Annotated in this window: 9 protein-coding genes; 7 read left to right on the forward strand and 2 right to left on the reverse strand. The window is 68.3% G+C overall.

The window, feature by feature from the left end; genetic code table 11:
* Positions 1-7: 7 nt before the first annotated feature.
* Positions 8-1,825 carry a proteasome ATPase gene (gene arc, locus GR168_RS11665; protein WP_058250428.1) on the forward strand — a complete coding sequence of 606 codons (1,818 nt, stop codon included), beginning with the start codon at positions 8-10 and terminating at the stop codon, positions 1,823-1,825.
* A 117-nt stretch (positions 1,826-1,942) separates the two neighbouring features.
* Positions 1,943-4,477 carry an FHA domain-containing protein gene (locus GR168_RS11670; protein WP_068970066.1) on the forward strand — a complete coding sequence of 845 codons (2,535 nt, stop codon included), beginning with the start codon at positions 1,943-1,945 and terminating at the stop codon, positions 4,475-4,477.
* 151 nt (positions 4,478-4,628) lie between these two features.
* On the opposite strand, the gene GR168_RS11675 is transcribed toward GR168_RS11670, so the two are convergent.
* Positions 4,629-4,943 carry a nitroreductase family deazaflavin-dependent oxidoreductase gene (locus tag GR168_RS11675; protein WP_238995073.1) on the reverse strand — a complete coding sequence of 105 codons (315 nt, stop codon included), beginning with the start codon at positions 4,941-4,943 and terminating at the stop codon, positions 4,629-4,631.
* 102 nt (positions 4,944-5,045) lie between these two features.
* Positions 5,046-7,640, reverse strand: coding sequence for an alpha-glucan family phosphorylase (gene glgP, locus GR168_RS11680; RefSeq protein WP_159370772.1), 2,595 nt, complete (start codon positions 7,638-7,640; stop codon positions 5,046-5,048).
* A 67-nt stretch (positions 7,641-7,707) separates the two neighbouring features.
* Here glgP and dop point away from each other — a divergent pair, with 67 nt between their 5' ends.
* From dop to pafA, 5 genes are all read left to right on the forward strand, one after another.
* Positions 7,708-9,207, forward strand: a complete 1,500-nt coding sequence (gene dop, locus GR168_RS11685) for a depupylase/deamidase Dop (RefSeq protein WP_058250430.1) — start codon at positions 7,708-7,710, stop codon at positions 9,205-9,207.
* A 194-nt stretch (positions 9,208-9,401) separates the two neighbouring features.
* On the forward strand, positions 9,402-9,593 hold the full coding sequence (locus tag GR168_RS11690) for a ubiquitin-like protein Pup (protein WP_004019064.1): 192 nt from the start codon (positions 9,402-9,404) through the stop codon (positions 9,591-9,593).
* Entirely contained in the window at positions 9,590-10,471 is an 882-nt protein-coding gene (gene prcB / locus GR168_RS11695) for a proteasome subunit beta (protein ID WP_159370773.1), read from the forward strand. Before GR168_RS11690 ends, prcB begins: the two co-directional genes overlap by 4 nt.
* A complete protein-coding gene (gene prcA, locus GR168_RS11700; protein WP_159370774.1) occupies positions 10,468-11,259 on the forward strand; it encodes a proteasome subunit alpha in 792 nt (263 codons plus the stop codon). The genes prcB and prcA overlap by 4 nt, the downstream gene beginning before the upstream one ends.
* Before the next feature lie 75 nt (positions 11,260-11,334).
* The gene (pafA, locus tag GR168_RS11705) at positions 11,335-12,693 is read left to right on the forward strand and encodes a Pup--protein ligase (RefSeq protein ID WP_004019052.1); all 1,359 of its coding nucleotides are present in this window, start codon (positions 11,335-11,337) and stop codon (positions 12,691-12,693) included.
* Positions 12,694-12,751: the final 58 nt, after the last annotated feature.

Below are 12,751 nucleotides of genomic sequence, written 5' to 3' on the forward strand. Positions count from 1 at the left end.
GTCAGCAATGACCGAATCTGACCGCCACGACGCACTGGGGGACCGCGCGGTTCCCGAGGGCGCCAGTGCATCCGACGAGGGCTTCGTCCCCGCCTACACTCCGCCCCCGCCGCGGAGCGGCACCGAGTCGCCGCTGTCGCGGAGCGGCCCGGACTCGTCTGCGCGCGGCGCAGCCGGCCGGCCGGCCGGGGATCTACAAGAGCGGGTGGACAGCCTCACCGCACGCAACGCGAAGCTGCTCGACACCCTCAAAGAAGCCCGACAGCAACTCGTCGCTCTCCGCGAGGAGGTCGACCGTCTGGGTCAGCCGCCGAGCGGGTACGGCGTCCTGCTGGACGTGCACCCCGACGCCACCGTCGATGTGTTCACCTCGGGCCGCAAGATGCGCCTCACCTGTTCGCCCAACATCGACACCGACCTGCTGACCAAGGGTCAGACCCTGCGTCTGAACGAGGCCCTGACCATCGTCGAGGCCTGTGAATTCGACACCGTCGGCGAGATCAGCACGCTGCGCGAGGTGCTCGGTGACGGCAAACGCGCCCTGGTCGTCGGTCACGCCGACGAGGAGCGGGTGGTCTGGCTGGCCGAACCGCTGCTCGGCGAGGTCGACGGTGAGGACGGTTTGCGTCGCAAGCTGCGTCCCGGCGACTCGCTGCTCATCGACACCAAGGCCGGGTTCGCGTTCGAGCGGGTGCCCAAGGCCGAGGTCGAGGATCTCGTCCTGGAGGAGGTCCCGGACGTCGGTTACGAGGACATCGGTGGCCTGGGCCGCCAGATCGAGCAGATCCGCGACGCCGTCGAACTCCCGTTCCTGCACAAGGACCTGTTCCGCGACTACCAGCTGCGTCCCCCGAAGGGCGTGCTGCTCTACGGTCCGCCCGGCTGTGGCAAGACGCTCATCGCCAAGGCCGTGGCCAACTCCCTGGCGAAGAAGATCGCGCAGGTGCGGGGCGACGACGCCAAGGAGGCGAAGTCGTACTTCCTGAACATCAAGGGCCCCGAGCTGCTCAACAAGTTCGTCGGTGAGACCGAGCGGCACATCCGGCTGATCTTCCAGCGGGCGCGCGAGAAGGCTTCGGAGGGCACGCCGGTCATCGTCTTCTTCGACGAGATGGACTCGATCTTCCGCACGCGCGGATCGGGCGTCTCCTCGGACGTGGAGACCACCGTCGTCCCGCAGCTGCTCAGTGAGATCGACGGCGTCGAGGGCCTCGAGAACGTCATCGTGATCGGTGCGTCGAATCGCGAGGACATGATCGACCCCGCGATCCTGCGCCCGGGGCGCCTCGACGTGAAGATCAAGATCGAGCGTCCCGACGCCGAATCCGCGATCGACATCTTCTCCAAGTACCTCACCGAGGAGCTGCCCATCCACGCCGACGACATCGGCGAATTCGGGGGCGATCGCACGGCCTGTGTCAACGCGATGATCGAGAAGGTCGTCGAGCGGATGTACGCCGAGAGCGAGGACAACCGGTTCCTCGAGGTCACCTACGCCAACGGCGACAAAGAGATCATGTACTTCAAGGACTTCAACTCCGGCGCGATGATCCAGAACGTCGTCGACCGGGCCAAGAAGTACGCGATCAAGTCGCAACTGGACACGGGTGCACCGGGTCTGCGCGTCCAGCATCTCTTCGACTCCATCCTCGACGAGTTCGCGGAGAACGAGGACCTGCCCAACACGACCAACCCCGACGACTGGGCTCGGATCTCGGGCAAGAAGGGCGAGCGGATCGTGTACATCCGCACGCTGGTCACGGGCAAGAGTGCGGGCGCGAGCCGGGCCATCGACACCGAGACGAACACGGGTCAGTACCTGTAGCGACAGTGGTCTCGACCGAGCAGACAGCCGACTCCCACGGGGTCGGCTGTCTGCTCGACAGAACCGCGTGAACAGCGCCGTCAAGCACTAGAGTTGTCGGCGATGAACAGCACATCGATGGCGCGTGGACGAGTGATCGTCGACGGTGGGGCGCCGCATCCACTGGGCGGCGCTCAGCGCATCACCCTGGGGCGTGAGCCCGACAACGACATCGTGATCAACCATCCGATGGTGTCGCGTCGGCATCTCGCCATCGAGTGGCGCGGTACGGCCTGGTGTCTCGTCGACATCGGCAGCACCAACGGCTTCTTCGTCAACGGCCTGCGGATGGCCGAGTTCATGGTGCCCGGTACGACCCAGGTACGCCTCGGCGACGTGAACACGGGTCCGGTCGTCGACCTCGTGGTCGACGTGCCCGCATCCGGCGGCCGACCGCCCTCGAGTGGTCCCGGACGCAGTGTGCCGTCCCGGCCGGGTCCGCCGGTCTCGCGTCCGATGCAGTCGGGCTACCCGCCGTCAGGTCCTCGCTCGGCGGGGTTCCCGGGCGCGCCTGTCCCGGCCTCAGGCCAGATGCCGGCCCATGCACCGGGCGGGCGACAGTACCGAGTGGACCCGATGCCGCAGGAAGTCCTGAGCGCGCCGCATCTGCAAGCGCTGCAGCAGAACGTGTCGGCGGTCTACCGCCTGCCCGGCGCGCCGACACCGCCCGAGCGCGAGTCGATCTCGCTCCGCGGAGTCCAGCGGATCGGACGCACGCCCGACAACGACATCGTCGTCAGCGACGTCCTGGCGTCCCGGCACCACGCACAGGTGTCCAGCCGCGGGGCGGCCCTCGTGATCGAGGACCTCGGCAGCGTCAACGGAACCTTCGTCAACGGCCGGCGGGTGTCGAGCGCGCAACTGACCGACGGCGACGTCGTCACCATCGGCAACAGCGACTTCGTGGTGTCCGGCGGCACGCTGATGCGCGGGCAGGAGAGCGCCGCGGTCGCCGACGGCCTCCACGTCCACGGTGTGAGTCTCGTCGTGGACGGCGGGAAGCGTCTGCTCGCCGACGTGGACTTCAGTGCCAGTCCGGGCACGCTGACCGCGGTGATCGGCCCCTCGGGCGCGGGTAAGTCGACGGTGTCGAAGATCGCGGCCGGACTCAACTCACCGACGAGCGGCCTGGTCACATTCGAGAGCCGCAACGTCCACGCCGAATACGACGCTCTGCGCACCCGCATCGGTATGGTGCCGCAGAAGGACGTCCTGCACCACAAGCTCACGCTCCGGCAGGCATTGCGCTACGCCGCGGAACTGCGCCTGCCACCCGACCTCTCGAAGGCCGATCGGGACCGGGTCATCGACGGGGTGCTCAGCGAGCTGCAGCTGACCGAGCACGTCGACACCCGCGTGGAGAAGCTGTCCGGCGGGCAGCAGAAGCGCGCATCGGTCGCGATGGAGTTGCTGACAGGTCCGTCACTGCTCATCCTCGACGAACCGACCTCCGGTCTCGACCCCGCACTCGACCGGCAGGTGATGGCCACCCTCCGCCGGCTCGCCGACGCCGGGCGTGTGGTCCTCGTGGTCACGCACTCGCTGACCTATCTGTCCATGTGCGACCAGGTGCTGCTGCTGGCGCCCGGCGGCAAGACGTCCTTCTGCGGCCCGCCCGGACAGGTCGAGGGGGAGATGGGCACCTCCGACTGGGCAGAGATCTTCGCGTACGTCGCCGATCAGCCGGACACCGCTCACATGCGGTACCTGGACCGGCACCGCCGAGCGCCGAATCCGCCGCCGCCCCAGCGTCCTCCCGGTCCACCGATACCGGTGCCGCACACGAGCTTCACCCGCCAGTCGTCGACCATCGCCCGACGCCAGGTACGGCTCATCTTCGCCGACGTCGGCTATCTCGTCTTCCTCGTGCTGCTACCCGTCGTGCTCGGCCTGCTCACCTTGGTGATCCCGGGTTCGAGCGGGTTCGCCCGCCTCGAGGTGATCCCGAACGCGCCGCCACCGAAGGACGGCGCGGAGGCGATCCAGATCCTCGTCGTGCTCGTCGTCGGGGCCGCGTTCATGGGGGCCGCGCTGACCGTGCGCGATCTCGTCGGGGAGCGCGACATCTTCGAACGCGAGCGCGCCGTCGGGTTGCGGCCCGGCGCATACCTTTTCGCCAAGATCGTGGTGTTCTTCGTCGCCGCGGTGCTGCAGACGATCATCATGGTCGGCATCACCTTCGCCGGTCGGGGGCTGCCCGACTTCGGCGGTCCGATCCTCCCGCCGCCGCTGGCGTTGCTCGTCGCGGTGGCCGTCCTCGCCTGCGTGAGCACGCTCGTCGGTCTCGCGATCTCGTCGGCGGTCAAATCCAACGAGCAGGTCATGCCGCCGCTGGTCATCGTCGTGATGGTCCAGTTGGTGTTCTGCGGCGGCCTGTTCAAACTCGACGGCATCGGACTCGAACAGCTGTCGTGGATCTTCCCGTCGTTCTGGGGGTATGTCGCCGCGGCCGGCAGCGTGGACCTCTACAACATCAATGTGGCCGCGCCGCAGCGCATCACGCTGTGGGAGACATCGGTCGCGCACACCGCACTCGCCTACGGGGTGCTCGCGGTGATCAGCGCGCTGCTGCTCGCCTTCACCTATTCGCGGCTGCGATTGAAGAAGCGGTGACGCGCGGCGGCTGACCAGCACTGACGGGCGGTCCGCTCCGTCAGACGTCTCGCATGACGGCGCACAGCACCTTCCGGTCGTCGACGAGGCTGTCGGGGAGGGGTGCGCCGCTCCGCGACGCCGGCAGCACGCGGACGTCCCCGATCTGCCATCAACGACCGCGGTGTCGGATCGAGGCCCCCTGCGCCGCGAGCACGTTCGCCACCCAGTCCGACCCGGCGCCATAGTTCAGGACGACCCAGAAATCGCGACCCGACGCCAGCGCCATGACCGGCGTCCGGTAGCGGCGGCCACTGCGTCGACCATCGTGTTCGACGACTGCCATACCCGGGACGCGCCCGGCCCACAGCAGCACGATCCGGTTGGTCACGTGCTTGTTGAGCACCGCCACCAACCGCATGCGTCGCTCACCCAGCATCGAAGCGATCTGCGACGCCGTCCTCGCGACCGTCGACGACACGGTCATCCGGTCCTCCCGTCACTGGCTCTGTTCGACCAGTGTGACGTGGCGAGGGTGGCGACGGCATCCGGGAAGACCCTGAATCACCCTCGGGGATGGACGGAATAGTCAACCGGTCGTCGCCGGAAAGCGTACGAACCCGAGTTCGGACTCCGACGACAACTGCGGATGGCGGGGCAGGACCCGGACGGTGTAGCCGAGATGACCAGAGGCCGACGGCGGCACCAGTGCGGTGAACACCACTCGGCCCGACGCATCGCGGTCGGGACCGGGGGTCATGTCGGTGAACGTCGGTGCCAGGATCTCGCCGTCGTCGCCGACCCGGCCGAGTACCACCTGCACCGCGACCGACTCGGGCGCGAGGTCTCCCAAGGCCACATGGGCGGTGATCCAGAGTCCGTCCTCGCGACGCTCGTCCTCCACACCGGCCACCAGTACCGACGACCATCCGGTCTCCAGTGTGCGCCGATAAACCGCGAGGTCGCGTGCGCCTGCGTAGGAGTCGGCGCATGCGGATTCGTAGGCGCGGGCGGCCGGGCAGTAGAGGTCGGTCGTGTAGTCGCGGACCATCCGCGAGGCGAGTACCTGCGGGCCGAGCCGGGTGAGCGTGTGCCGCATCATCTGCACCCACCGGCTGGGCACACCGTCGTCCGCCCGGCGATAGAAGAGCGGGATCACCGTCTCCTCGAGGAGCGTGTACAGCGCCTGCGCCTCCAGATCGTCGCGACGATGTTCGTCGGTGATTCCCTCCGCGGACGGGATCGCCCACCCGTTGTCGCCGTCGGCCATCTCGTCCCACCAGCCGTCCAGGATCGACAGATTGAGTCCGCCGTTGAGCGCCGATTTCATCCCCGAGGTCCCGCAGGCCTCCATGGGACGGACCGGATTGTTCAGCCACACATCGCAACCGGCGTAGATGAAACGCGCCATCGAGATGTCGTAGTCGGGGAGGAACACGATGCGATCGCGCAGTTCCGGTTCCTCGGTGAACCGGACGACCTGCTGGATCAGGGACTTGCCTCCCTCGTCGGCCGGGTGGGCCTTGCCCGCGATGACCAGCTGCACCGGCCGGTCGGGATCGGTGAGGATGGTGCGCATGCGATCGGGATTGCGGAGCATCAGCGTCAGGCGCTTGTAGGTCGCCGCTCGCCGTGCGAATCCGATGGTCAGCACGTGCGGGTCGAACAGGTCGGCGGTCCATGCCAGTTCGGCGTGGGTGAAGCCGCGGTCGAGGCCGCTGGCTAGTGCTCGCCGCCGCACCTCGTCGACGAGTTCCGCGCGCAGCTTCTCGTGTGTTCGCCAGATCGTCTCGTCGGACAGGTCCGCGTACACCTCGGGCGCGGAGTCCTCGTCCCCGTCGGCGAAGTCGCGCCACGCCGGGGCCACCCAGGTCGGTCCGTGCACGCCGTTCGTGACCGCGCCGATGGGCACATCGGCGGCGTCGAAACCCGGCCACAAGTCGGCGAACATCTCCCGACTCACCGCACCGTGCAGCTGCGACACCCCGTTGCTGCGTTGCCCGAGCCGAAATCCCATGTGCGCCATGTTGAAGACGCCGGAGTCCGCCTCGTCGCCGAGTTCGGCCACCGTCGCCGCGGCCAGCCCGGGCAGCAGGCGGGATTTGCCGTCGGAGTCGGCGTCGAGGTAACGGGCGACGAGGTCGGCGGGGAAACGGTCGATACCGGCCGGGACCGGGGTGTGGGTGGTGAACACGTTCGAGGCGCGGACCACCGCCTCCGCGGTGTCGAAGTCGAGCCCGCCGGCCACCAGCTCGCGGATGCGTTCCACGCCGAGGAAGCCCGCGTGTCCCTCGTTCATGTGGAACACCGTCGGCTCGGGCCGGCCGGTGATCCGGACGTACTCGCGGAGCGCGCGGACACCGCCGATGCCGAGCAGGATCTCCTGTGCGATCCGGTGTTCCTGATCCCCGCCGTAGAGCCGGTCGGTCACCGCGCGCAGGGCGGCGCCCTCGGGCTCGACATCGTTGCGATCGATGTCGGAGTCGAGGAGCAGCAACGGGATTCGGCCCACCGACGCCACCCACACCTGGGCCGACAGGGTCGCCCCGCCGGGCATCGCGACCTCGACGATCACCGGCTCCGCGCCGTCGCCCGGGGCGAGGAGCGTGAGGGGCAGGTCGGCGGGATCGTTCACGGGATACCGCTCGATCTGCCAGCCGTCGTGATCGAGGCCCTGGCGAAAATACCCGGAGCGGTACAGCAATCCGACGCCGATCAGCGGCAGCCCGAGGTCGGAGGCCGCCTTGAGATGGTCACCGGCGAGGATGCCGAGGCCGCCGGAGTAGATCGGCAGGACCTCCGAGACGCCGAACTCCATCGAGAAGTACGCGATTCCCGAGGGCACCACCCGGTCGTGCGCCGAACCGTCCTGTACGGATGACTCGGCCGCATACCTCTGGAACCACTGCGGTGCATCGAGATACTGCTCGAGGTCGGCGTGTGCCTCGGCGACCCGTGCCACGAAGTCCTCATCGTCGGCCAGCTCGACCAGACGGGTGGGGTCGGTGTCGGCGAGAACCCGGACCGGATCGCCGGTCGACGACCACAGGCGCGGGTCGATGGTGGCGAACAGCTCCTGGGTGGGGGTGTGCCAGGCCCAGCGCAGGTTGTGCGACAACGGCGCGAGGTCGGCGATCCGGTCGGGCAGCGGCACTCGAACGGTGAACCGGCGGAATGCTTTCACGGCGTCGACCGTACTCAGCACGTGCGGTGGTTGCGACCGGTGCCAAGTGAACATCTACCCTCGAAGGATGCAGCGAATCATCGGGACCGAGGTCGAGTACGGAATCTCCGCGCCCGGCGACCCGACCGCGAACCCGATCATGACGTCCACCCAGGCGGTTCTCGCCTACGCCGCGGCCGCCGGTGTGCCGCGCGCGAAGCGGACACGCTGGGACTACGAGGTGGAGTCACCGCTTCGCGACGCCCGAGGTTTCGACCTCGGCCGCGGGGCCGGACCCGCACCGATCATCGACGCCGACGAGATCGGCGCGGCCAACATGATCCTCACCAACGGGGCGCGGCTGTACGTCGACCACGCCCACCCCGAGTACTCCGCACCCGAGGTCACCGACCCGATGGACGCGGTCATCTGGGACAAGGCCGGGGAGCGCGTGATGGAGGCCGCGGCCCGTCACGTGGCGAGCGTCCCGGGTGCTCCGAAACTGCAGCTGTACAAGAACAACATCGACGGCAAGGGCGCTTCCTACGGCACCCACGAGAACTACCTGATGGCGCGGGAGACCCCGTTCACCGCCGTCATCGCCGGGCTCACGACCTTCTTCGCGTCCCGGCAGGTGATCACCGGTTCGGGACGCGTGGGTATCGGCCAGTCCGGCGACGAGGCGGGCTATCAGCTGTCGCAGCGGTCGGACTACATCGAGGTCGAGGTCGGGCTGGAGACCACGCTCAAGCGGGGCATCATCAACACCCGCGACGAGCCGCACGCCGACCCCGAGCGATACCGCAGACTCCACGTCATCATCGGCGACGCCAACCTCGCCGAGACCTCGACCTACCTGAAGGTCGGGACCACCGCGCTCGTCCTCGACCTCATCGAGGCCGGTGTCGACTTCTCCGACATCGAGCTCGCGCGGCCGGTGCAGGCCGTCCACACGATCAGTCACGACCCGTCGCTGACGGCCACGGTCGCACTCACCGACGGTCGCGAGCTCACCGGCCTCGCTCTGCAGCGCGAGTATCTGGAGCGTTGTCAGAAGTTCCACGACCAGGAGCACTCCGACGACCAGCGCGCCGCACACGTCCTGCAGACATGGGCGGACGTGCTCGACCGCCTTGAGCGCGACCCGATGGAGTGCGCCGACATCCTCGACTGGCCCGCGAAACTGCGCATCCTGGAGGGCTTCCGCCAGCGCGAGAACCTGTCGTGGTCGGCGCCGCGTCTGCAGCTAATCGACCTGCAGTACTCCGACGTCCGGCTCGACAAGGGGCTGTACAACCGGCTCGTCGCGCGCGGGTCGATGAAGCGTCTGACCGACGAGAACGACGTGCTCGCCGCGATCAGCGAGCCGCCGCGGAACACGCGCGCCTACTTCCGCGGCGAGTGCCTGCGCCGGTTCGGCGCCGACGTCGCGGCGGCGAGCTGGGACTCGGTCATCTTCGATCTGGGCGGGGACTCGCTGGTCCGTATCCCCACCCTCGAACCGCTACGCGGCACCGCGGCGCACGTCGGCAAGCTCCTCGACTCGGTGGACTCGGCCGCCGAACTGGTGGATCAGCTCACCACCTGACCGGCCGCGGCGCCTCGCCGTCTCCGACGGCATGTGCTTCGTTCCGCCACAGTTGTCGTCCCCACAGGTAGTGTGGGAGCACACGATTCCGCAAGGTCGAGACACCGGATCAGCGCCGCGACAGCGACACCCGATCCCGACTCCCTCGACTGCGGTAGCCCGCCAAGGGGCGATCGGTTTCAAGGAGGCAGCAGATGGCGCAGGAACAGACCAAGCGTGGTGGCGGCGGCGACGACGAGGGCGTGGGCCCCGATTCCGGCGCCGGACAGGAACGTCGCGAGAAGCTGGCCGAGGACACCGACGACCTGCTCGACGAGATCGACGACGTGCTGGAGGAGAACGCCGAGGACTTCGTGCGCGCCTACGTCCAGAAGGGCGGCCAGTGAGCGACAGGTTCGGTTCACTGCCCCCGCTGTCCCAGTTCCGCCCCGGCGCGTTCGCCGGCGCCGACATCTCGTCGTTCACCGAATTCCTCCGGACGCATGCGCCGGAACAACTCCCGCAGGCCCAGGTCGACCGGGTGGGGTCGTTCGCCGGCGGCGCCGACGGCGCTGGTGACATCCCGCACGGCACGACGATCGTGGCCGTGTCATACCCGGGTGGGGTCGTCCTCGCCGGGGACCGCCGGGCCACCATGGGCAACCTCATCGCCACGCGCGACGTCAAGAAGGTCTACATCACCGACGAGTACTCGGCGGCCGGGATCGCCGGCACCGCCGGGATCGCGATCGAGATGGTCCGGCTGTTCACCGTCGAACTCGAGCACTACGAGAAAATCGAAGGCGTCCCGCTGACCCTCGACGGCAAGGTCAGCCGGCTGGCCTCGATGGTGCGGGGCAACCTCGGCGCGGCCCTGCAGGGTCTGGCGGCCATTCCGCTGCTCGTGGGCTACGACATCGACCACGACGATCCGAACGAACGTGGACGCATCTTCAGCTTCGACGTCGCGGGCGACCGGCACGAGGAGTTCGGTGGCTACACCGCCATCGGCTCGGGGTCGGTGTTCGCCAAGTCCTCGCTCAAGAAGCTCTACCGACCCGATCTGACCGCCGACGAGGCGCTCGCGATCGCCGTCGAATCGCTGTACGACGCCGCCGACGACGACTCGGCGACCGGCGGGCCCGATCTGGTCCGCAAGATCTTCCCGATGGCCGCCATCGTCGGCGCCGACGGGGCCCGGGAGGTGGACGCGACCGACATCGAGGCGGCGGCACGTGCCGTCGTCGAACGCCGGAGCGCCGAGCACGAGGGGGGTGCCCGATGACCTTCCCGTACTACGCCAGTGCCGAGCAGATCATGCGCGATCGCTCGGAGCTCGCCCGGAAGGGCATCGCCCGGGGTCGCAGCGTCGTGATCCTCACGTTCGCCGACGGTGTGCTGTTCGTCGCGGAGAACCCGTCGAACACGCTCCGCAAGACCAGCGAGATCTACGACCGGATCGGTTTCGCGGCGGTGGGCAAGTACAACGAGTTCGAGAGCCTGCGCAAGGCCGGCATCCAGATCGCGGACATGCGCGGCTACAGCTACGACCGTGCCGACGTGTCCGGGCTGTCGCTGGCCAACACCTACGCCAACGCGCTGGGCAGCGTCTTCACCGAGCAGGCGAAGCCGTTCGAGGTCGAGCTCTGCGTCGCCGAGGTCGCCCGTCCGGGCAAGCCGAAACGGTCGCAGCTGTACCGGATCTCCTACGACGGGTCGATCACCGACGAGACCCGCTTCCTGGTGATGGGCGGGGCAACCGAGCCGATCGCGGCGGCCCTCAAGGACAGCTACGAGCCCGACATGGAGCTCGGCCGGGCGATCGGCGTCGCGGTCACCGCCCTGACGGCGCCGGCCGACAACGGTGGCGGGACCCCGACCGAACGCCGGGTGCTCGCCGCGGGCGATCTCGAGGTCGCGGTCCTCGACCACAACCGTCCGCGGCGCGCGTTCCGGCGCCTCACGACGTCCACGGTCGAAGGGCTCCTCCCGCAGGCTGCGGCGGCCCAGTCCACGGATACACCGTCCGAGGCGGACGAAGCCCCTGGTGAGACGCCATCCTCCGAACAGTGACGAGAACGCCGCGGCGCGCGGCGGCCGGTGCGTGTCGACCGGTCCGCCGCGGTCCGCGCGAGTAGGGTTGGTCAAGTGCAGCGACGAATCATGGGCATCGAGACCGAGTTCGGTGTCACGTGCACCTTCCACGGCCACCGCCGCCTGAGTCCGGACGAGGTCGCGCGGTACCTCTTCCGCCGGGTCGTGTCGTGGGGCCGGTCCTCGAACGTCTTCCTGCAGAACGGCGCTCGCCTCTATCTCGACGTCGGATCGCATCCCGAATACGCCACCGCGGAGTGCGACAGCCTCATCCAGCTGATCAACCACGACCGCGCGGGCGAACTGGTTCTCGAGGACCTGCTCGTCGATGCCGAACAACGCCTGGCCGACGAGGGCATCGGCGGCGACATCTATCTGTTCAAGAACAACACCGACTCGGCCGGCAACTCCTATGGATGCCACGAGAATTATCTCGTCGTGCGGGCGGGCGAGTTCTCCCGCATCTCCGACGTCCTGTTGCCGTTCCTCGTGACGCGCCAGCTGATCTGTGGTGCGGGCAAGGTTCTGCAGACCCCCAAGGCCGCGACCTTCTGCCTGTCCCAGCGCGCCGAGCACATCTGGGAGGGCGTCTCCTCGGCGACCACCCGGTCGCGCCCGATCATCAACACACGCGACGAGCCGCATGCCGACGCCGAGAAGTACCGCAGGCTGCACGTCATCGTCGGCGACTCGAACATGTCGGAGATGACCACCCTCCTCAAGGTCGGTTCGGCGGCTCTCGTCCTGGAGATGATCGAGGCCGGTGTCGCGTTCCGGGACTTCGCGCTCGACAATCCGATCCGCGCCATCCGCGAGGTCAGCCATGACCCGACGGGGCGACGCCCGGTGCGCCTCGCCGGCGGTCGGCAGGCCAGCGCCCTCGACATCCAGCGCGAGTATCACGCACGCGCCGTCGAGCACCTCACCAACCGCCGGCCCGACCCCGAGATGGACATGGTCGTGGACCTGTGGGGACGGATGCTCGACGCCGTGGAGAGCGACGACTTCGCCAAGGTCGACACCGAGGTCGACTGGGTCATCAAGCGCAAGCTGTTCCAGCGCTACCAGGACCGGTATTCGATGGAGCTCTCGGATCCGAAGATCGCGCAGCTCGACCTGGCGTTCCACGACATCAAACGCGGCCGCGGCGTGTTCGACGTCCTGATGCGCAAGGGGTTGGTTGCCCGGGCGACCACCGACGAGGCCATCAAGACCGCGGTCAACGAGCCGCCGCAGACCACCCGCGCCAAGCTCCGGGGCGACTTCATCTCGGCCGCGCAGAAAGCCGGGCGTGACTTCACCGTCGACTGGGTTCACCTCAAGCTCAACGACCAGGCCCAGCGGACGGTGCTGTGCAAGGACCCGTTCCGCAGTGTCGACGAGCGCGTCGATCGCCTCATCGCCTCGATGTGAGCGCCGGGTCACCGGCGAACCCAGCGTGCCTCCGCACGCGGTGAACGGCCACGTTCTA

Origin of the sequence: Gordonia sp. JH63 (genome assembly GCF_009856645.1) — a bacterium.
Lineage (GTDB): Bacteria > Actinomycetota > Actinomycetes > Mycobacteriales > Mycobacteriaceae > Gordonia > Gordonia hongkongensis.

Bases quoted from the DNA above. Each gene is read 5' to 3' on its own strand.
- arc (WP_058250428.1), top strand. From the start codon at position 8: ATGACCGAATCTGACCGCCACGACGCACTGGGGGACCGCGCGGTTCCC.
- GR168_RS11670 (WP_068970066.1), top strand. From the start codon at position 1,943: ATGGCGCGTGGACGAGTGATCGTCGACGGTGGGGCGCCGCATCCACTG.
- GR168_RS11675 (WP_238995073.1), bottom strand. From the start codon at position 4,943: ATGACCGTGTCGTCGACGGTCGCGAGGACGGCGTCGCAGATCGCTTCG.
- dop (WP_058250430.1), top strand. From the start codon at position 7,708: ATGCAGCGAATCATCGGGACCGAGGTCGAGTACGGAATCTCCGCGCCC.
- GR168_RS11690 (WP_004019064.1), top strand. From the start codon at position 9,402: ATGGCGCAGGAACAGACCAAGCGTGGTGGCGGCGGCGACGACGAGGGC.
- prcA (WP_159370774.1), top strand. From the start codon at position 10,468: ATGACCTTCCCGTACTACGCCAGTGCCGAGCAGATCATGCGCGATCGC.